24 protein-coding genes are annotated in these 20123 nt (G+C 60.5%); 13 read left to right on the forward strand and 11 right to left on the reverse strand.

What is annotated here, in order from left to right:
* Positions 1-16: 16 nt before the first annotated feature.
* Together IFT57_RS13845 and IFT57_RS13850 are read right to left on the reverse strand one after the other, a co-directional pair.
* Positions 17-205: a hypothetical protein gene (locus IFT57_RS13845; protein ID WP_192055483.1), complete on the reverse strand. Its 189-nt coding sequence runs from the start codon at positions 203-205 to the stop codon at positions 17-19.
* A gap of 80 nt (positions 206-285) precedes the next feature.
* Positions 286-624: a helix-turn-helix domain-containing protein gene (locus IFT57_RS13850; RefSeq protein WP_192151767.1), complete on the reverse strand. Its 339-nt coding sequence runs from the start codon at positions 622-624 to the stop codon at positions 286-288.
* 84 nt (positions 625-708) lie between these two features.
* On the opposite strand from IFT57_RS13850, the gene IFT57_RS13855 reads away from it, so the two are divergent.
* From IFT57_RS13855 to IFT57_RS13885, 7 genes are all read left to right on the forward strand, one after another.
* Positions 709-921, forward strand: a complete 213-nt coding sequence (locus tag IFT57_RS13855; RefSeq protein ID WP_192055486.1) for a DNA-binding protein — start codon at positions 709-711, stop codon at positions 919-921.
* On the forward strand, positions 921-1412 hold the full coding sequence (locus IFT57_RS13860; protein ID WP_192151768.1) for a YmfL family putative regulatory protein: 492 nt from the start codon (positions 921-923) through the stop codon (positions 1410-1412). The genes IFT57_RS13855 and IFT57_RS13860 overlap by 1 nt, the downstream gene beginning before the upstream one ends.
* Before the next feature lie 49 nt (positions 1413-1461).
* Positions 1462-1746 carry an ogr/Delta-like zinc finger family protein gene (locus IFT57_RS13865; RefSeq protein WP_192055490.1) on the forward strand — a complete coding sequence of 95 codons (285 nt, stop codon included), beginning with the start codon at positions 1462-1464 and terminating at the stop codon, positions 1744-1746.
* Positions 1743-2099, forward strand: a complete 357-nt coding sequence (locus IFT57_RS13870) for a hypothetical protein (protein ID WP_192151769.1) — start codon at positions 1743-1745, stop codon at positions 2097-2099. Before IFT57_RS13865 ends, IFT57_RS13870 begins: the two co-directional genes overlap by 4 nt.
* A 113-nt stretch (positions 2100-2212) precedes the next feature.
* A complete protein-coding gene (locus IFT57_RS13875; protein WP_192151866.1) occupies positions 2213-4939 on the forward strand; it encodes a toprim domain-containing protein in 2727 nt (908 codons plus the stop codon).
* A gap of 75 nt (positions 4940-5014) precedes the next feature.
* Positions 5015-5371: a DUF7673 family protein gene (locus tag IFT57_RS13880; RefSeq protein ID WP_192151770.1), complete on the forward strand. Its 357-nt coding sequence runs from the start codon at positions 5015-5017 to the stop codon at positions 5369-5371.
* A gap of 219 nt (positions 5372-5590) precedes the next feature.
* Positions 5591-5866, forward strand: coding sequence for a pyocin activator PrtN family protein (locus IFT57_RS13885; protein WP_192055496.1), 276 nt, complete (start codon positions 5591-5593; stop codon positions 5864-5866).
* Here IFT57_RS13885 and IFT57_RS13890 read toward each other — a convergent pair.
* On the reverse strand, positions 5841-6992 hold the full coding sequence (locus IFT57_RS13890; protein WP_192151867.1) for a site-specific integrase: 1152 nt from the start codon (positions 6990-6992) through the stop codon (positions 5841-5843). The two genes, IFT57_RS13885 and IFT57_RS13890, sit on opposite strands and share 26 nt — an antisense overlap.
* 102 nt (positions 6993-7094) lie before the next feature.
* On the opposite strand from IFT57_RS13890, the gene dusA reads away from it, so the two are divergent.
* Together dusA and tal are read left to right on the forward strand one after the other, a co-directional pair.
* Positions 7095-8105: a tRNA dihydrouridine(20/20a) synthase DusA gene (gene dusA, locus IFT57_RS13895; RefSeq protein WP_192151771.1), complete on the forward strand. Its 1011-nt coding sequence runs from the start codon at positions 7095-7097 to the stop codon at positions 8103-8105.
* A gap of 180 nt (positions 8106-8285) precedes the next feature.
* Entirely contained in the window at positions 8286-9215 is a 930-nt protein-coding gene (gene tal / locus IFT57_RS13900) for a transaldolase (RefSeq protein WP_122477480.1), read from the forward strand.
* 76 nt (positions 9216-9291) lie between these two features.
* On the opposite strand, the gene rssC is transcribed toward tal, so the two are convergent.
* Entirely contained in the window at positions 9292-9774 is a 483-nt protein-coding gene (rssC, locus tag IFT57_RS13905; protein WP_122477478.1) for an anti-sigma factor antagonist RssC, read from the reverse strand.
* Positions 9771-10955, reverse strand: coding sequence for a two-component system response regulator RssB (gene rssB / locus IFT57_RS13910; RefSeq protein WP_192049041.1), 1185 nt, complete (start codon positions 10953-10955; stop codon positions 9771-9773). Before rssB ends, rssC begins: the two co-directional genes overlap by 4 nt.
* Before the next feature lie 287 nt (positions 10956-11242).
* Between rssB and IFT57_RS13915 the strand changes: the two genes are divergently transcribed.
* Entirely contained in the window at positions 11243-11545 is a 303-nt protein-coding gene (locus IFT57_RS13915; protein ID WP_192151772.1) for a PilZ domain-containing protein, read from the forward strand.
* Positions 11546-11600: 55 nt separating this feature from the next.
* Here IFT57_RS13915 and IFT57_RS13920 read toward each other — a convergent pair whose 3' ends face one another.
* Positions 11601-12302, reverse strand: coding sequence for an MlaA family lipoprotein (locus tag IFT57_RS13920; protein WP_122715635.1), 702 nt, complete (start codon positions 12300-12302; stop codon positions 11601-11603).
* 270 nt (positions 12303-12572) lie between these two features.
* Here IFT57_RS13920 and IFT57_RS13925 point away from each other — a divergent pair, with 270 nt between their 5' ends.
* Positions 12573-12836 carry a DUF4404 family protein gene (locus IFT57_RS13925; RefSeq protein ID WP_122477471.1) on the forward strand — a complete coding sequence of 88 codons (264 nt, stop codon included), beginning with the start codon at positions 12573-12575 and terminating at the stop codon, positions 12834-12836.
* Positions 12837-12884: 48 nt separating this feature from the next.
* Here IFT57_RS13925 and queF read toward each other — a convergent pair whose 3' ends face one another.
* The 4 genes from queF to IFT57_RS13945 all read right to left on the reverse strand — a co-directional run bounded on the left by queF (position 12885) and on the right by IFT57_RS13945 (position 17034).
* On the reverse strand, positions 12885-13715 hold the full coding sequence (queF, locus tag IFT57_RS13930; protein ID WP_192151773.1) for an NADPH-dependent 7-cyano-7-deazaguanine reductase QueF: 831 nt from the start codon (positions 13713-13715) through the stop codon (positions 12885-12887).
* A 103-nt stretch (positions 13716-13818) separates the two neighbouring features.
* Positions 13819-15063 (reverse strand): lipoprotein-releasing ABC transporter permease subunit, encoded by a 1245-nt coding sequence (locus IFT57_RS13935; protein WP_192151774.1) that lies wholly within the window; start codon positions 15061-15063, stop codon positions 13819-13821.
* A 29-nt stretch (positions 15064-15092) separates the two neighbouring features.
* On the reverse strand, positions 15093-15776 hold the full coding sequence (lolD, locus tag IFT57_RS13940) for a lipoprotein-releasing ABC transporter ATP-binding protein LolD (RefSeq protein ID WP_192049034.1): 684 nt from the start codon (positions 15774-15776) through the stop codon (positions 15093-15095).
* Between the two features lie 7 nt (positions 15777-15783).
* Positions 15784-17034, reverse strand: a complete 1251-nt coding sequence (locus IFT57_RS13945) for a lipoprotein-releasing ABC transporter permease subunit (protein WP_122715639.1) — start codon at positions 17032-17034, stop codon at positions 15784-15786.
* 95 nt (positions 17035-17129) lie between these two features.
* Here IFT57_RS13945 and IFT57_RS13950 point away from each other — a divergent pair, with 95 nt between their 5' ends.
* Both IFT57_RS13950 and IFT57_RS13955 read left to right on the forward strand, forming a co-directional pair.
* Positions 17130-17717 carry a PilZ domain-containing protein gene (locus IFT57_RS13950; RefSeq protein ID WP_122799829.1) on the forward strand — a complete coding sequence of 196 codons (588 nt, stop codon included), beginning with the start codon at positions 17130-17132 and terminating at the stop codon, positions 17715-17717.
* Positions 17718-17746: 29 nt separating this feature from the next.
* Positions 17747-18469 carry a glycerophosphodiester phosphodiesterase gene (locus tag IFT57_RS13955; protein ID WP_192151775.1) on the forward strand — a complete coding sequence of 241 codons (723 nt, stop codon included), beginning with the start codon at positions 17747-17749 and terminating at the stop codon, positions 18467-18469.
* A gap of 42 nt (positions 18470-18511) precedes the next feature.
* Here the strand turns inward: IFT57_RS13955 and sthA are convergent, their stop codons facing one another.
* Positions 18512-19906: a Si-specific NAD(P)(+) transhydrogenase gene (sthA, locus tag IFT57_RS13960; RefSeq protein WP_049859964.1), complete on the reverse strand. Its 1395-nt coding sequence runs from the start codon at positions 19904-19906 to the stop codon at positions 18512-18514.
* Between the last annotated feature and the right edge of the window lie 217 nt (positions 19907-20123).

The following is a 20123-nucleotide window of genomic DNA, read 5'->3' on the forward strand; positions in this document are numbered from 1 at the left end:
GATGACGCGCGAGCCTTCATTTGCGACGTGTGTGCGCAAAGGCAGCAGCAATACGCTGCAGGTGCGCCTTGTCGCCATCAGACGATTCGCGGAAGTGCGTGAGCAGGGTGAGTTCTTCACGTACGACGATGAAGCGCCCTGCGGTGCGCGGGCGCGGTCGTTTTCTGCAATCCATTTTGCGAGACATCCGGGTCACTCCATTCATGTTGGAGTACCGGAGAATTAGCAACGCGAGGGGCGTGGCAATCGGACTGGGTCGACGCGATCCTGGTGAATCGATACCAATTATTTGCTACTGGCAGCGGCCATGGCTTCAGCCACGCGCAGCACCGCGCCCTGATCATCTGCACTCAGGCTGCGCAGCTGCTCGATCAGACGTTGCTCGGTGGCATTGAGGGTCTCGACCGCGCCGGGGGTGGGCTGACCGGTGAGTACGAACGTGATGTCCAGGCCCAACTCGCCAGCCTTGATCAAGTACTGCGCACCAGGCTCGCTGCCGCCCGCTTCATAGGCCGCCTGGGTCCGCTTGGACACGCCAAGCTGCGCGGCAAACAGTTCCTGATTCATGCCCAAGCGCTTGCGCTCGGCCTGCAGGCGCTCACCAATCATCTGTGAAAGATGCAATTATTTTCATCTCCGCTATTTACAAGTGCAGATTTGTGCATCATTCTTCGCTCGTCGCCACATGATATTGCACGGATCTGCACTATGCCCAATGCCACTACACCAGAGCAAGCACGCCTCCAGGCCCGTCAGGCCCTGGAGCGACGCGGGGAAACCGTCATGGCCTTCGCCGAACTGCACAGCCTGAACCCCAGCACCGTGTACGCCGTGTTGAGTGGCCAAAACAAAGGCCGACGCGGCGATGCGCACAAGGCAGCGGTATTGCTGGGGATCAAGGACGGGGAGATCACAAACTAATGGCCTCCAAACGAATAGCCAACCAGAGCCTCACCCGGCCGGTTCTAGAAACCCGTCGCCAGGTGGTCAGTGCAGTTATCTGCGCCTACCCCGGCGGCCGCGAATGCGCCGCCGCCCGCCTCGGCTTGCCGTTGAAGAAATTCGACAACCACGCCTACGAAAGCGCCGGCAGCCGCCCGCTGACCGACGAGCAGATCCTGCTGCTCGAGCAGGAAGCAGGCACCCACCACCTGGCCGACTACATCACCGCCCTGTACCGCGGCGTCTTCGTGGCCCTGGCCGACCCGGAACAGCTGGACAACCTGGACCTCTACGCCCGCTCGGTGAAGACCGCCGCCAAGCGCGGCGCCGTCGACGCCATGCTCGCCGAGGCGCTCAAGGACGGTGCGATCGACGCCCGCGAGATCGAACAGATCCTCACCGCCCACCGCGCCCACGTGGCCGCGCGGCATGAAGAGATCAATGCAGTGATCACCCTGCATCGGCAATGAACCTGGACTTAGCAAGCGGCGCCGGCACGAAGGTTCGGCGGGGAGAATTATGAGTACCTACAAGCTGGTGTGCCCCCATTGCGGCGGCGTCCTGCGCATCCGGACCAGCGTGGGGCAGCACATCTTCCTGCGCACCGCCTACCTGCAGTGCTGCACCGTGGCCTGCGGCGCCACCTTCCGCGGCCAGTTCGAAATCACCCACGAAATGAGCCCCTCAGGCATGCCCAACCCCACGGTGCAGCTACCGGTGGCCCCGCAATCCCTGCGCCGAGAATCGATGCGCAAGGACGATGAAACACAGATGGATCTACTCGACCTGGAGAATGCGTCATGAATAGCGTGATCGATGCGATGGAATACCGCGAAACCATGCAGCGGGCAGCCCTGGCTTATCTCAAGCGCCACCAGAAAGAACATCTGGACCACGATGACCAGCTGTTCAGCCGCACGATCACCCACTTGCGCCTCGCCCTGGGCGTACCCGAGCACCTGGCAGAGTCGCTGGCCGGGCTGGCCTACAGCGAACTTCACGACACCGCCGATGAGCGAATGCTGGACGTCAGCCGCAGCACCGGAGCGACTGCCGTGCTGACGGACCCCCTCACGGGCAATGTGTACACCCTTCCGGTCGCGCTGATTTTTCAGCACCTGATCGATGGTCGCGCACTCCCTCGATCTGCCCTTTGATACCTGATTGTTGAGCCGCTCGCCGCTGGTGGCCTACCCGTGCTGGCGGCAAAAAAACGTCTGATAGGCGCTCTCAAACACAGCCTCGACACAGCGAACTGATCCCGATGGAAATGGAACACAGGCTGCGAGCCAACGTCATCCAACGCCTTGAGCGCGACTACCAGCTCAGGCACATGGCTGGCACCCAGTACATGCGCAAAGGCATCTGCCCAGCACCTCACTGCGGCCAGAAAACGCTGTACACCTTCCACGATTCACCTTGGGTGCTGATCTGCGGGCGCCCGGAAAAATGCGGCCACCGCGTGCATGTCAAGGACATCTACGACGACCTGTTCAACGACTGGAGCAAGACCGCCCCGTCGACGCCGGAAAACCCACTGGCCACGGCCCGCGCCTATCTGGAATTCGCACGCGGCTTCAAATACGAACTGATCGCCGGATGGTTTACCCAGGAGAACTACTGGGACCACCGTCTGAACGCCGGCAGCGCCACAGTGCGGTTTGCCTTGGAGAAAGGTGGTTACTGGGAACGGCTGATCGACCAGCCCGAACGTTTTGGAAAAATGAAGGCGCGCTTTCGTCCTACGGGCGATGGCCTTCCAGGCTACAAAGGCGTCTGGTGGTGCCCGCCCAGCGTCGACCTGCTGGTAGAGAACGAACTGTGGATCACCGAAGGCATCTTCGACGCCATCGCCCTGCTGCACAACGCCGTGCCTGCCGTTTCCATGATGTCGAGCGCGCCCTGCCCGACCGAGTCTCTGAAAGCCCTGATCAAACTGCACCACGACGCCGACCGGCGTTTGCCTCACCTGGTGTGGGCCCTGGACAACGAACCGGTGGCCAAGACCAACATGCGGCGCTGGGCCAAGGAAGCTCGCGAGCTAGGCTTCACCTGCTCGGCGGCCCTGGTCCCGCAGCAGCAAAACGGTAGGAAGCTGGACTGGAACGATCTGCATCAGCGCTGGCAGTCGATCGAGGACGAGGCCAAACGTACGGATCGCATCGAACAAGATCTGGACGAAGCGCGTCATCTGGGCGACCTGCTGCTTGCGGACTCTGCCGAGGAAAAAGGTTTTCTGATCTACCAGCGCGATGAGCGCAAGGCGTTCCACTTCTCGTTTCAAAAGCGCCTGTACTGGTTCCAGCTCGACCTCGAACAATACGACCGGGCCGTCAGCGACCTCGACAGTTCGGAGCGCCACGACGACCAGTTGCTGACCGATGACCAGCGCCGGCACAAAGCCCTGCGCCAAGCCGGAGCGGTGAGCCGCATATCCAACTGCAACTTCCAGGCGCTGTACTACATGCGCAACGACTTGACCGACGAGGCCTGGTACTACTTCCGCATCGAGCGCCCACAGGGGCCTGCCATCAAAAGCACGTTCACGGCCAAGCAACTGACCTCGGCACCCGAGTTCACCAACCGCTTGCTCAACGTCTCCAACGGCGCAATGTTCGAAGGCAGCGCGCAACAGCTCAAGCGCATCCTCGGCCCTCAGCTCGACTGCCTGAAAACCGTCAACACCATCGAATGGATCGGCTACTCCCGCGAGCACGGAGCCTATGTGTTCAACGACCTGGCATTCGCCGGCGGCAAGCTGCAGAAGCGCAACAAGGAAGACTTCTTCGACCTGGGCAAACTCAGCATCAAGTCGCAGAGTCAGTCGCCAGTGCTGCAGATCAATCCCGACCTGAACGACTACAACGAAGGCTGGTTCGAGGTCTACTGGCGGTGTTTTGGAGTTCAAGGCGTGGTCGTCCTGGCATGGTGGCTGGGCGCTATGCACGCCGAGCAGATTCGCCAGATCCACAAATCGCTGATGTTCCTGGAATTGGTAGGCGAAGCGGGCTCAGGTAAGACCACACTGGTAGAGCTGCTGTGGAAACTGGTCGGCCGCACCGATTACGAAGGCTTCGACCCCTCCAAGGCCACACCGGCAAGCCGGGCCCGCAATTTCTCCCAGGTGGGTAACCTGCCGGTGGTGCTCATCGAATCCGAGCGCGAGCAGCGCGAAGGACAACCGGTCAAGCACTTCGACTGGGACGAACTGAAAACCGCCTACAACGGCCGCAGCGTCCGTTCCACGGGCGTGAAGAACAACGGCAACGACACCCACGAACCGCCGTTCCGCGCCGCCCTGTTGATCGCGCAGAACAACCCGGTGAATGCGTCTGAACCCATTCTGCAGCGCCTCTGCCATATTCACCTGACCCGCGAGCACCACACCCCGGAAACCAAACAATTCGCCGAACAACTCGAACGCATGCCGATGGACCGAATCAGCGGCTTCCTGGTGAAGGCGTTGACGCGCGAGGCCAACACGATGCGGATCATGGAAGACAACACCTCGGGCTACGAGCAGGAGCTGCTGGCACTGCCCGACATCCGCACGGTGCGCATCGCCAAGAACCACGCTCAACTGCGCAGCCTCGTAGACGCCTTGGCCGACATCGTCCCTTTGGGTGAGCAGCGCAAGGCTTTGGCCCATGCAGAGATCAAACGAATGGCCGTGGAGCGTCAACAAGCAATCAACGCCGACCACCCCACAGTGCGTGAATTCTGGGACCTGTACGACTTTCTCAACGGCATGGACGAGAAAGGCGCCCTCAATCATGCCCGCAAGGACGGGCTGATTGCCGTGAACCTCAACGAGTTCGTCGAGACAGCCGCCAACAAGCGACAACAGGTGCCGGTCCTCAGTGATCTGAAACGCCTGCTCAAAACCAGCAAGTCGCCCAAGTTTCTGGAATCGAACAAGCCTGTGAATTCCGCGCGAGCGCTGGACGCATTCGACAAGCCGAAAACCATCCGCTGCTGGGTCTTCCAGGGCGTGTAGGCAACGCAACGACAGACGCAGAAAACACCCCGGCCAAGCGCTGCAACGCAACGGCCCATTCAAAGGAGAAGCACCATGCAATCACACCACTACTGCCCGGCCAGCCAGATCGCGGCACTGCTTCAAATCGAAGGACGCGAGCGCCTTGCCATAAGGTCTGCAGGTGTCGCCGCACTCAACCGATTGCTCCTGGTTGCCCAGCGCAACACAGGCCAAAGCCGAATCATCGGCAGGTTTCTGCTGAGCCTCTACAACGGCCATGCGTTCCCCTTCCCCCTCACAGATCTGCGAAGCGTGGACACGACGTTGTTCGACGACTGCATCGCCTTATTGAACATGGATCGATGCCCAGAGAAAGAGGTGCACGAGTACTTCGAGAATGGCGACGCGTTGTGGTCGCAACTGAAGACAGATTGGGCGGCAAGGGATTAACGGACGGCTCAAAGCCAAAAGAAGTGGTGGCGTGGGGCTGCAACCCCCGCCACCGACCACCTCAAGGAGAAGCACCATGCAAATGAAGCAACCCCGAGGCGGCGCCGCGAAGGCTATCACACTGTGGTGGACTTCCAGTGCCGCACCAACATCTGGTCATCAACTCGATCGTTCGCTGATCGGTCATGCGGTCACCTACCCCACTACGAGCCAACCATCATGAATACCGCTTTTATCTTGATGGCCCAGTATGACGGTCAGGCCATCATCCCTCTCGAACTGGTGTGCCGCGATTACTTCACTCATCTGACGCCGGAAATGTTCCAGCGCAAGGTCATGAGCGGCCAGATCAAACTGCCGATTACCCGCATGGAAACGAGCCAGAAGTCGGCCAGAGGTATCCACCTCAGTGACCTGGCTAGTTATCTGGACCTGCAGCGCGCCGCTGCGGTAAAAGAACACTGCCAGCTCAACGGCTTAAAACACGCCTATTGAGCCATTTAATCGAAGCGGCGCCCAACTGGACGGGCGCGCTGACGATTTTCTCAAGCCAGGCCCACTGCGCATAGCGATCGCCCTGACCGCGCAAGTGCGTATAACGCCGCAGCGAATTCCAGTCCCGGTGGCCCGACACGCTGGCCACCCGCGGGATATCCCACGCCATTTCGAAAAGCCTGCTTACCCCTTCATGTCGAAGGTCGTGAAAGTGCAGATCCGCGATGTTCAAAAACTTGCAGGCTTTCGTCCAGGACGTGGAAATCGACTCTGGGCTGTAGGGGAATATGTCGTCTCCTACCCTAGGCATCGTCTGCAGAATCTGCCACGCCTCATCAGGCACATAGCACCAGACGTCATTGCCGATCTTCTGCCCCGGGTTCTTCATGTCACGCACCAGGACACGTTGCCCGGCCTCGTCGATATCGGCCCAGCGAATGCGCGTAATCTCGTCGAGCCGACGTGTCGAGAACAAGGCAAAGCCCACCACTTTCAGCATATTGATGACACTCGGGCGGCGCGCCTGCATGTCCTGATAGTGCTGCAGAATGCTTTCCAGCTCATCCAACGTCGGCCGGCGGTCGCGCTCTCGACTTTTCAAGTTATAGCCCAGCTTGCGCAGCACGCGCCTGGCGCCACTCATCGCCAGCGGATCGACGTGGTAGCCCCAAGCATCCCTAGCAATCGAAAGCACAGCCCCAAGATGCGCAAGGTCGTTGCCGGCAGTCTGCGGCTGCACGCCACCGCCTTCGACGCTCATACGCCACAGGGCATAGTCGACCAGCGCCTGGGTATTGATGTCGGTGTCGCTCAGCCCGCCGAAATGCGAATTGCCGATCGCGGTGAGCGTGCCCCGCTTGGTCTTGCCCAATGGCCGGGCTTTTTCCACTTCGACCAGGTAGCGATCGATCATGTCTTTGACGCTGACACCAGTGCGGGAGAGACGCGCGATAGCGCCAGGCTCATCGAGTTCAGCCTCCCGTCGACGTGCCCAGACCTGAGCGGCCTGTTTTCGGGCGAAAGTCTGGCTCTCTTGATAGACTTGCTGCCCTTCACGGGCCAAGCGGATCTGAACGGTATAACTGGCCGATCCATCGGCTCTGAATCGCTTTCTTATCGTAGCCATGGGCAACTGGTACACGTCTGTTTTGGACTGGTACATTGTACCAGTGACCCCTAAAAAACGTCCGAAAACGCCCGAAAACTGGTACAAAACGCGCAGAGTAAAATGGTACAGAATGTAGCTGAAACGCCCGCCACGCCTAGCCTGGAGCCCACTCGCCGCTTCAGCGTGGCGCCCATGATGGATTGGACCGACCGCCACTGTCGCTACTTCCTGCGCCTGCTCTCGCGGCACACCCTGCTCTACACCGAAATGGTCACCACCGGCGCTTTGCTCAATGGCGATCACGAGCGCTTTCTGCGCTACGACGATGCCGAGCACCCCATCGCGCTGCAGTTGGGTGGAAGCACGCCGGCCGACCTGGCCGCGTGCGCGCGCATGGCGCAGGCGCACGGTTACGACGAGGTCAATCTGAACGTGGGCTGTCCCAGTGATCGCGTGCAGAACAACATGATCGGCGCCTGCCTCATGGCGCACCCTGCGCTGGTGGCCGACTGCGTCAAGGCCATGCGCGATGCAGTGTCGATTCCGGTCACGGTCAAGCACCGCATCGGCATCAATGGCCGCGACAGCTATGAGGCGCTGTGCGATTTCGTCGGACAGGTGCGCGAGGCAGGCTGCCGCAGTTTTACCGTGCACGCACGGATCGCCATCCTTGAGGGCCTGTCGCCCAAGGAGAACCGCGACATCCCCCCGCTGCGCTATGACATTGCCGAGCGCTTGAAGGCGGATTTTCCGGACCTGGAAGTGATACTCAACGGTGGCATCAAGACGCTGGAAGCCTGCGCCGAGCATCTGCAGACCTTCGATGGTGTGATGCTGGGACGCGAGGCCTATCACAACCCATACCTGTTGGCTCAGGTCGACCAGCAGTTGTTCGGCAGCAACGCGCCGGTGATCAGCCGTTTCGACGCGCTGCGGCAGATGCGGCCGTACATCGCCGCGCATATCGCGTCAGGCGGTGCCATGCACCACGTTACCCGGCACATGCTCGGTTTGGGTACGGGCTTTCCCGGCGCGCGCAAGTTCCGCCAGCTGCTGTCGGTGGACATCCACAAGGCCGATGACCCGCTGGCGCTGCTCGATCAGGCCGGGGCGTTGCTCGAAGGGCGCTGATCGCCCAACGATGCATCATTGGCCGGATCGGAGCGCATACTCGATCCATTGAACCGTCGCGCGGCGCGACACTCGAATGTAGGTCTTTCCGCCGCCCTCCCCCTGCTGCACGCCCTTGGCCCTTGAGCCGGACGCAGCGCTCGGGTAACGTCATTCATTCGCACAGGACAGAGCACGCTCATGACTTCCAAGCTGGAACAACTCAAGCAAATGACCACCGTGGTCGCCGACACCGGCGACTTCGACGCCATCTCAAAGCTCAAGCCGGTCGACGCCACCACCAACCCGTCGCTGCTGCTCAAAGCAGCCTCGCTGGAAGCCTACAAGGACATGCTGCGCAAGACCATCAGCGACAGCAACGGTGATGTCGGCTTGGCGTCGGATACCTTCGCGGTTGCCGTGGGTACCGGGATCCTCAAGGCCATCCCAGGCCGCATCTCCACCGAAGTGGACGCGCGCCTCTCTTTCGACGAGCAGGCCCTGCTGGCCAAGGCCAGCCAGATCATCGACCTGTACGAGAAGGCCGGTGTCGGTCGCGAGCGTGTGCTGATCAAGCTGGCGTCTACCTGGGAAGGCATCCGCGCCGCCGAGAAGCTGGAAAAGGCAGGCATCCAGTGCAACCTGACCTTGCTGTTCTCCTTCGCCCAAGCGCAAGCGTGCGCCGATGCCGGTGTGTTCCTCATTTCACCGTTCGTGGGTCGCATCTACGACTGGTACAAGAAATCCACCGGCCAGGAATACACCGGTTCGGACGATCCAGGCGTGCAGTCGGTGACGCGCATCTACAACTACTACAAAGCCAACGACTACAAGACCGTGGTCATGGGCGCCAGTTTCCGCAACATCAACCAGATCGAGCAACTGGCCGGTTGTGATCGCCTGACCATCAGCCCTGAGCTGCTGCACAAGCTGGCAGAAGATGAAGGCACGCTGGAGCAGAAACTCAAGCCAGGCAATGCCGGCGAACCCAAGCAGATCCTCACCGAGGCGCAGTTCCGCTGGGCATCGAACGAAGACGCAATGGCCACTGAAAAGTTGGCTGAAGGCATTCGTCAATTCGCTCGCGACCAAGAGAAACTCGAAACCTTGCTGACCGCCAAGGTTTCCTGATTCCAGCCTGCCGCACACGAAAAAGGCGACCGCAAGGTCGCCTTTTTTTATAGCCGAGCGAGTCGCCCGAAGGTACTCAGCTGCGTTCCAGGGCGTTGACCAGATCGTGGAAGGCTTCGCGGTTGGACTCGTTCAAGCCCATGAGAATCTTGTGCGCTTCCAGCACCTTGGCCCTGACCACATCTTCGGACAGATCCTGTGAAGGCAGATCCGTCAGGCAATCGGGGCAAGGAATCGGGCGACCGACGATGTTGAACACCTGATCGAAACCCATGGACTGCAGCAGGCGCGTGATGTCCTCGTGGGTCGTCACCACCGTAGGCAGCAATCCGACTTTTTGACGAGACATGATCGACAACTTGGCCAGCAAGCCCAAGGTGGTGCTGTCGATGCTGCGGGTTTCGGTCAGGTCGATCACGATGGCTGAAAAGTCCAGAGCGGTGAAGATCCGCTCTATTGTCGCATCCAGCGCCGAGCATAGCGTGAGGCGCACCTCACCCACGAATTTCAACACGAACGTGCCGCTTTGTTCCGCAAACTGGATTCTACCAGTACTCATGCAAGGTTCCTGCTCAGCACCATCAGGGCGATATCATCCGGCATCTCCCCGAGTGTGGCCAGTCCAAACTTTTGCCGCAAGCCATCCAGGCTGCCGCCCGCTGCACTGACGATCTCAGGCAATGCAGCTTCTTTTTCCTTCAGCGTTTCGCCTGGCAGCAAGTCCAGTATCCCATCGGAAAGCAGGGTAAGGCTGAACTGCTCCGGCAACGCCATGACGTGATCGGTGTACGTGGCTTCGTTGAACAGACCCACCGGCAGGCCGCGTCCCTGCAGGTACTGCGTTTGCTCGGGGGTGTACAGCACTGGAAGCGGCAGATGCCCGCCGATGCTGTAGGTCAACAGCCCGGTGTGCTCGTCGATCACTCCGCCGACCATGGTGACATGCTTGCCCAGACGGGTATTGATCAAACCCCGGTTGATATGGCCCAACACGTCCGACGGCTTGAATTCGGGCATCGACCCACCGCGCCTTGATTCGAACATGAGGCGGGTGGTCATGAATTTCAACAGCACCGTGACGAATGCCGACGAAGCACCGTGGCCGGATACGTCGGCCAGATAGAACGCCACGCGGTGCTCATCGACGCGAAAATAGTCGACGAAATCGCCCGACAGGTACAGCGACGGGATGATCTGGTGTTCGAAACGGAAGCCGTCGGTGCTCCAGGGGCTCTGAGGCAGCATGTTCATCTGCACTTGCCGACCGGCAGTCTGGTCTTCCTGCAGCAGATGCAGGCTGGCTTCCAGTTCACGATTGGCCGTTTCCAGCTTCTCGCGGTAGCGACGATTTTCCAGCAGCAGCCGCGAGCGGTCCAGGGCCCGGCGAACCGAGTGCTCAAGCACGGCCAGATCTTCAAGAGGCTTAATCAGGTAATCGGCGGCACCCAGGCGCAACGCTTCGACTGCGTCGTTCATCACCCCGGCACCGGACAGCACGATCACTGGAATATCGGGAGAACGCTCGGTCACCTGGCGAATCAATTCAAGGCCGCCGACCTGCGGCATGCGCAGGTCACAGATGACGAGATCGGGCTGTTGTTGCTCGAATACCTGAAGGCCCTGCAGGCCATTGTTCGCCTGCAGCACGCTGAAGCTGCTGTCTTCGAGGTAGGCCGCAAGGCTTGCGCGCACCACATCGTCGTCATCGATGATCAGCAGCGTTGCACTGGTTTTCTGCATGTGGGCAAACGGCGCCAGAAATTGGTTGTCGTAAGTAGGTCAGCAAGGTAAAAACTGGCGACGAAAGCAATGCATCGCCTACCTTTACTTCTAGCCTCTCGCGGAGGCGAATACAAGCGCTGGGTGCCCTGAGCATTCGGATGCAGAGGTGCCTTGTAAGGCGCAGACGGTACTCCCATCCGGCAAGCGTTTCAAGGGTGTTGCGACACGGGCCAGGGCGGGCCGATTGGCCTATTACCTTGGGTTATAAGAACGTTAACAATAGCAACCAGATCGAAGGACAAACCATGAGCCACAGTGATCGTGACTACAGTGAGAAACGTGATTTCATCCGCATGACTGTGGATGCAAAGGTCGACCTCAGGGTCGGTGACGTTGTCGTTCCCGCCGTATGCAAGGATCTTTCGAGCACCGGTATGCAGTTGCAAGCCCAGACTCAATTAAGCGTGGGGGATCAGGTTGGTGTGCATCTGCCTTCGAACCATCCTACGCTCAGCGATCTGAACATCCAGGCTGAAGTGATACGCGTAGAGGATTCGAACGAGGCTGGCCTGCAGATCATAGGCCTGCACACGCTCAGCATGGACTAAACCGCGCGCATGAAAAAGGCGACCCTCGGGTCGCCTTTTTCATGCCTGGTAACAATTAAAAATCGTCTTCGACTTCGCCATCTTTGACGCGGAATTCGCGGTTCTGCAGGTAAGCGTTACGCAGGAAAATGTACTTGTCACCGTTGATCAGCTTTTCGGCCGACAGCAGGCTCGCACGTGTATCGACCAGGTTCACACCCAGCGTGGTATTGCGGGTCGGCACGTGGTCGATGTAGCGGTACGGCGAGGTGTAGGTGTCAGGATACTTGGCGAACGCATCGCGCACGGTGCTTGGGCCCATCAGCGGCAGGACCACATAAGGCCCGCTGCTCACGCCCCAGTAGCCCAGGGTCTGACCGAAATCTTCATCGCTGCGCTGCAGGCCCATCTTGGTGCCCACATCGAAGAAGCCGAACAAGCCGAACGTTGTGTTGAAGATCAGGCGCGCAGTGTCGGTACCGGCAGCGGCAGGCTTGAGCTGCATGACGTTGTTGGCGAGGTTGCCGACGTCGCCGATGTTGCTGAATACGTTATGAATGCCGTCTTCCAGAAACTGCGGCGTGATCCACTGGTAGCCCTGAGCGATGGGCTTCAGCGCGTAGGTATCCAATGTATCGTTGACCCGGAAAATCGCACGGTTGACCGGCTCCCACGGATCTTCTTCGGCGGCCTGTGCTACCACGGGCGCCACGGCAAGTCCCAGGAGCAGACAGGCTCCAGCCACTCGGTCGATGACAGCTGAACCGGTCAGACGCATACGTGTTACTCCTTGAGATACGATTGGGTCGCATGCGACCGCCAACAAAATGTGGCCCAGTATAAAGTGTCCAGGCCGGATTAGGCAGTGCGCTGGCAAACGCAGCGCTGCCGATCAATCCTCGACATACCCATGCCAGACTACACGCTCGCTCTCGAGTTCATTCGCAGCCCCGTTGCAACGGTATGGAATTCCAATGATGCGACCTGACACGGACCTTTGCGCACGTGCCGCGGTCCATGTAAGTGCCTATCACTCAAGGAGAACGTCATGCCAGCCCGCGAATTGCAGGAACAACTCGATGAACTGCGCGAGCAACTGGAAAAGAACCAGACGCTGTCGCTCGAAGAGCGCGAAGACATGCGCGTCCTGATGGAGCAGATCAAGGCGCGCATGGAGCTGGAAAATGCCACGGCGGACCCGTCGGTCGCCGACAGCGTGAACCTGGCCGTCGAGCGCTTCGAGGTGGATCACCCTGGCGTGGCCGGCGCACTGCGCAATATCGTGCAGACGCTCGGCAACATCGGTATCTGAAGACTGTACAACTGCAGCCGCCTGCCCAAGCGGCTGCTGGATGCATCCTTACTGGCGAACCAGCCTGCCATTGGCAGCAGGCACTGCATCAGTGCTGCGGTAAGGGTTGATGTCCAGGCCGCCGCGACGTACATAGCGCGCGAACACGGTCAGTCTTTCTGGCTGCAGGAGTCGCTGCAGATCAGTGAAAATCCGCTCGACACATTGCTCATGGAAATCGGAGTGCTGACGAAAGCTGACCAGGTAGGCCAGCACGCTGGCGTGGTCCAGCGCCGGGCCACTGTAGGCAATACACACGCTGCCCCAGTCCGGCTGGCTGGTGACCGGGCAATTGGACCGCAGCAGATGGCTATGGATGGTTTCTTCCACAATGGAGCTCGGGTCGCAACGCAGCAGCTCAGGCTGTGGGTGATCGTAGCTGCTGACCGTGATGTCCAGCTCGTCGATGCACATCCCAGGCAGTTGAACCACGCCCTCGGCCTGCACTTCCTCCAACCGACGCACATTGACGCCCACCGACTTGCCGGCCACCTTGGAAAGATCTTCCACCAGCACGGCTTGAAGGTCATCCACCGAGACGAACGCGGTCTGGTTGAGCGAATTCAGGTACAGCTTGAACGACTTGGATTCGATGATGTTCGGTGAATCCGCAGGAATGCTGAACTCACCAATGGCCACGACCGGCTTGCCCGAAGGCAGCAACCAGGAAAGCTCGAAGCAGTTCCACACGTCCACGCCGGTATAGGGCAGGGTTTCCGCGCTCAAGCCCAGCTCGGCCCACTTCGCTGCGCGAGGAATGGGAAAAAGCAACGAAGGGGTGTAGGTGGAAACGTACTCGCTGGACTTGCCCAGGGGGGAATGTTCGGCTGCGGGATGCATGAAATAAACCTGACTGAATGAACGACAGCAGTTTAGCGAATTTGCCGCGTTGCTGCATGGCGACGACGGCGCGGCTGCACGACCGCACCGTGGTCATCATGGATCATTCGTAGCGCAAGGCGTGCGCCGGTTCGATCTGTGAGGCTCGATACGCAGGGTAGATGGTCGCAAGGAAGCTCAGCACCAGCCCTGCCCCGCAGATCAGCATGACATCTCCACCTTGCAGCTCGGAGGGCAGATTGCTGATGAAATACACGTCCGAGGTAAAGATGTGCTGGCCGCTGACGCGCTCCACCCAGCCGACGATGGCGCTGACGTTGATCGCGGCGATCACGCCCAGCACGCCTCCGATCACGGTGCCGGCCACGCCGATGACCGTACCCTGGACCATGAAGATCCCCATGATCTGCCTCGGCGTGGCGCCGATGGTACGCAGGATGGCGATGTCCGCGCCCTTGTCGTTCACCACCATGATCAGGGTGGCAATGATGTTGAACGCCGCCACCGCAACGATCATCAGCAACAGCAAGCCAATCATGGTCTTTTCCATTTTCATGGCACTGAACAGACTGCCCTGGGTGTGGGTCCAGTCGTCGGCCTTGTAGGCCGTACCGAGGTCCTTGACGATAGCCGCACTGACCTCCGGCGCCGTGTACAGGTCCTTTAGCTTGAGCCGCACACTCTGCACCTGACCCGGCTGCCAGCGCTGCATTTCGGCTGCATCCGCCGCGTTGATCAGGCCCATGGAGCCATCGAGTTCGGCGCCGACCTTGAACACGCCGACCACGTTCAGGCGCTGCATGCGCGGGGTGATGCCACCCGGCGCGGTGCTGACTTCCGGCACGATGAGGGTGATCTTGTCGCCCACATTCAAGCGGAAGCGCCTGGCGGTGATTTCACCGACGACGACGCCGAATTCGCCTGGCCTGAGATCGCCCAGGCGGCCCTGGACGATATGGTCGGCGACGATCGACACCTCGCCCTCGCGGGCCGGATCGACACCGCTGATCTGGATCGGCTGCATCATGCCCTTGTACGAGAGCATGCCATCGAGCTCGGTGAACGGCACGGCCGCCAGCACCTCGGGGTTTTTCATGGCGGCGGCAGCCACGGGACGCCAGTCGTCCAGCGGCTTCACGCCCTGAATCATGGCGTGGGGCACCATGCCCAGGATGCGCGAGCTCATTTCGCGCTGGAAGCCGTTCATCACCGAGAGCACCACGATCATCGCCAACACGCCCAGAGCAAGGCCGATCATCGAGGTCATGGAGATGAACGAAATGAAGTTCTTGCGCCGCTTGGCGCGGGTGTAGCGCAAGCCGATGAAAATTGACAAGGGTCTGAACATGCAGAGGTAACCCGTTAGAAAAGAAGAAGCTAGATCGGCACCAGACGCCCGTCTTCCAGACGCAGTACGCGGTCCATCTGTCGTGCCAGGCTCAGATCATGGGTGACCACCAGGAACGCGGTGCGCAGCGAAACGCTGAGTTCGAGCATCAAGTCCTGAATGCCTTGCGCGGTGTGGTTGTCGAGGTTGCCTGTGGGCTCGTCGAGCATCACCAGCCCCGGCGTGTTCACCAAGGCGCGGGCGATGGCCACGCGCTGACGTTCGCCGCCAGACAGCTCCGCCGGCTTGTGCTGCAGCCGATGCCCCAGGCCTACCCGCTCCAGCAGCGCAGTGGCGCGCTGTTTGGCCTCGGGGATGGCCGTCTTGCCGATCAGCAGCGGCATGCAGACGTTTTCCAGCGCAGTGAATTCGGGCAACAGGTGGTGAAACTGGTAGACGAAACCCAAGGCACGATTGCGCAGCAGCCCGCGAGCACGCTCGTTCAGCGCCGAAAGCTCTTCACCCGCCAGCCATACGCTGCCGCGGCTGGGCGTATCGAGCCCGCCAAGCATGTTGAGCAAGGTACTCTTGCCCGAACCGGAGCTGCCGACGATAGCCACGCGCTCACCGGCGTGCAGCTCCAGTTGCAGGTTGTCCAGCACGACCACGGATTCAGGGCCTTCCTCGTAGGATTTACCCAGGTTGCGACAACTCAGTACTGCTTGTTCACTCATGCCCGACTCACTCATAACGTAACGCCTCCGCCGGCTGGGTACGCGCAGCACGCCAGGCCGGATACAGGGTGGCGAGGAAACTCAGGACCAATGCCGCGCCGCAGACCATGAACACATCCTTGGCCATGAGCTGCGAAGGCAGGTAATCGATGAAGTAGACATCGGCATTGAGAAATTTGTGGCCGATGGCTTTTTCCAGCAGGGCAATGGCAGCGCTGACGTTCAAGGCCGCCAGAATACCGACCACGGCGCCGATCAAGGTACCGACCACGCCGATCACCGTGCCTTGGACCATGAAGATGCGCATGATCTGCCCCGGCGTCGAGCCCAGGGTGCGCAGAATGGCGATATCGCCCTTCTTGTCGTTTACCACCATCACCAGCGTGGAAATGATGTTGAACGCAGCCACGGCCACGATCAGCAGCAATAGCAGGCCAATCATGGCTTTCTCCATGCCGATGGCCTGGTAGAGATTGCCGTGGGTACGGGTCCAGTCGCGCGCATAGTAGGTCTGGTCACCCAACTGCTTGGCGATTTGCCAGGACACTCGCGGAGCCTGGAACAGATCTTCGAACTTCAAGCGCAGGCCCTGAACCTCGCCCGCTTTCCAGCGGTGCAGCTTGCCCAGGTCTTCGAGGTTGGCCAGGCCCAGGTAGCCGTCGAGCTCGCCGGCGCCGACGTGAAAGATGCCGGTCACGGTGAAGCGTTTCATGCGCGGGAACATGCCGGCCGGAGTCACCGTAACTTCGGGTGCCACGAAGGTGACCTTGTCGCCGATACCCACGCCCAGCTTGGTCGCCGCCTTGTCGCCGATCATCAGGCCGAACTCGCCAGCCTTGAGGTCATCGACCCTGCCCTGTTTGACGAAGGCGTCGATGATCGAGACGTTGTGTTCCTGCGCAGGGTCGATGCCATTGAGCAGGATTTTCTGCACCTGGCCGGCATGGGTCAGCAGACCCTGCATCTGGGTGAACGGCGCGACCGCCGCCACCTGCGGGTTCTGCCGGACCTGAGCCGCCAGCGCCGGCCAGTCGGCAATTGGCTGGCCGGATTCGACGGTGGCGTGGGGCACCATGCCCAGCACGCGGGTGCGCATCTCGTGATCGAAGCCGTTCATGACCGACAGTACGACGATCATCACGACCACGCCCAGGGCGAGGCCGATCATCGAGGTGAGGGAGATGAACGACACGAAATGATTGCGCCGCTTGGCACGGGTGTAACGCGCGCCAATGAAAACGAAAAGAGGTCTGAACATGTCGGGGCTTGTTCGGGTGAAAGAGGAGACGTCCTGCTGGCAGGGCGTGACGAGCAGCTTTACACTCGGACCATCGCCTCTACCCTGGGTTCGTCATGTCGACATCAGATGAAGAAGATCGCCGCGAATACTATCGCATCGATGACCGCATCGCACTGGAAATCACCATACTCCCGGCCAGCGAGACGGCGGGTGAAGACATGTTGCAGGATGCGTCGCCGCTGTTCGACCTGCTTGGCGAAATGCACCTGGCCGAGTTCGAAACCCAGCATCTGCTGCGCCAACTCGGCGAAGCCGACCGCGCGGTGGAAGCCGTGCTCAAGGCCCAGAACAAGCGTATCGACCTGCTCAGTCAGATGGTTGCGCAGACGCTTGTGGAGCGTATCGGCGAGGCCCGGCCAGTGGTGCTGTCCGAAGGCGGCCTGGCGTTCTTCCAGCAACAGCCAATGGTGGAGCATACGCGCCTGGCGTTGCGGATCGCGCTGATGCCGCAAGCGCTGGGGCTATCACTCAAGGCAAGCGTCACCAACTGCATCGCAGTGGGCAACGACCAGTTCGAGATCGGTACCCAATTCGTCGACATCAGTGATGCCCAGCGCCAGCTGCTCGCCCGTTACATCCTGCACAAGCAGCAAGTCCAACGGCGTCAGGCGCGCGAGCGGCAAGACGCGACCACTGACTGACACCCACTCTTCTCATTCAAGGAGCGAACGTGACGCTTATCTATGGCCATCGCGGTGCCAAGGGCGAAGCCCCGGAAAATACCCTCGCAAGCTTCAAGCAATGCCTGGAACACGGCGTGCGCCGATGCGAGCTGGACCTGCATCTGTCCAGGGACGGCGAACTGATGGTCATCCATGACCCCACCCTCAAGCGCACCACTGGCCGTGGCGGCAAGGTCGTCGAGCACGATGCACAGGCGCTGACCAGCTATGACGCGCGCAAGGGTGGGCCGGGATGGGTGTCACCCTGCCCCATTCCACGCCTCGAGGAACTGTTCGAACACTGCGCCTTCGATCACTGGCAGCTGGAAGTGAAGAGCGCATCGCGCACGCGCGCGGCCACTACTGTGCTGGCTATCCGCGAGCTGGCACAACGCATGAATCTGCTGGACAAGATCACCATTACCTCCAGCTCCCGGGAAGTGCTGCGCGCAGCTCTGGAGTTGACCCCGGACGTGGCCCGCGGGTTGGTGGCCGAATACGCCTGGCTGGACCCGATCAAGGTGGCGCAAGGTTATGGGTGCGAGCTGCTCGCCTTGAACTGGACGCTGTGCACACCCGAGCGCTTGCTCAAAGCCCAGGGCCAGGGTCTGCATGTGTCGGTATGGACGGTCAACGAGCCTGCACTGATGCGCAGACTCGCCGACTTCGGCGTGGACAGCCTGATTACAGACTTTCCCGGTTTGGCCAGCGCCACCCTCGAGAATCGCTGAAATCGGTCTCCCCGGCCGGCTCAGGCCACCGGCCGGAGCCGCTCAAAAAAGCCGGTTGAGGCCGTCGTAGGCTGCAACCCGATAGGCTTCGGCCATGGTCGGGTAGTTGAAGGTGGTGTTGACGAAGTACTTCAGGGTATTGAGCTCGCCGGGCTGGTTCATGATCGCCTGGCCGATGTGCACGATCTCCGAGGCCTGGTCACCGAAGCAATGCACGCCCAGCACCTGCAGGGTTTCGCGATGGAAGAGGATCTTCAGCATGCCCACCGGCTCGCCGGAAATCTGCGCGCGGGCCATGCCCTTGAAGAATGCCTTGCCCACCTCGTATGGCACCTTGGCCTGGGTCAGTTCGTGCTCGTTCTTGCCGATCGAGCTGATCTCGGGAATGGTGTAGATCCCGGTCGGCACGTCGTTGACGAAGCGCCAGCTGCCGTTGTCGACCACGCTGCCGGCTGCCGAGCGGCCCTGGTCGTGGGCAGCACTGGCCAGGCTCGGCCAGCCGATCACATCGCCTGCCCCATAGATCGTCGGCACCGAGGTGCGGTAGGCCTCGTCGACGCTGATCTGGCCGCGACCGTTGACCTTGATGCCGATGTTCTCCAGACCCAGGCGGTCGGTGTTGCCGGTACGGCCGTTGCACCAGAGCAAGGCATCGGCCTTGATCTTCTTGCCCGACTTGAGGTGCAGCACGACGCCGTTCTCGAGGCCTTCGACTTTCTCGTATTCCTCGTTGTGCCTGACCATCACGTTGTTGTTGCTGAAGTGATAGCTCAGGCCCTGGGAAATTTCGGCGTCAAGGAAACTGAGCAATTGCTCGCGGTTGTCGATCAACTCGACCAGCACGCCCAGGCCGCTGAAAATCGACGCGTACTCGCAACCGATGACGCCGGCGCCGTAGATGATCAATTTGCGTGGGGTGTGGGTGATGCTCAGCACGGTATCGCTGTCGTAGATGCGCGAATGGCTGAAGTCGATGTCGGCGGGCCGGTAAGGCCGCGAACCGGTGGCAATGATGACGCTCTTGGCGATGAGCTTCTCTTGCGCACCATTGGCGCAGATCACTTCGACCGTCTGCTCGTCGGAGAAACTGCCGGTGCCGAAGAACACGTCGACGCGGTTGCGCGCGTAGTAACTGGTGCGCGAGGCCACCTGTTTGGCGATCACCCGCTCGGCGCTCTTGAGTACGTCCGGGAACGAGAACCAGCGCGGCTCGCCGATGGCACGAAACATCGGGTTGGTGTTGAACTGGATGATCTGCTTGACCGAATGGCGCAGGGCCTTGGAAGGAATGGTACCCAGGTGGGTGCAGTTGCCGCCGACCTGGCGCCGACTGTCGACCATGGCCACCTTGCGCCCGGCCTTGGCGGCGTTCATTGCCGCCCCTTCTCCGGCGGGGCCGGAACCCAGCACCACTACGTCGTAGTTGTAGACAGCCATGCGTACTCCTTCAAATCTGGCCGGGCGCCACGACGGCGCCAACGGCTGGCGTGCCCTCATCGGGCATCGAAAAACTTGCGGTGCATTCTATAGCAAGCGCAGGCACCGCGAACATTTACCCTGGGTCGGCGCGTAGCCTATTTTCCGTGGCCGGCAACGTCAACGTTTGCCTGCGACATTTCGCCACCCTGCGACCGTCGAAGATCCCCGCCCCGGT

The organism is Pseudomonas sp. CFBP 13719, assembly GCF_014842095.1.
Taxonomy (GTDB): Bacteria; Pseudomonadota; Gammaproteobacteria; order Pseudomonadales; family Pseudomonadaceae; genus Aquipseudomonas.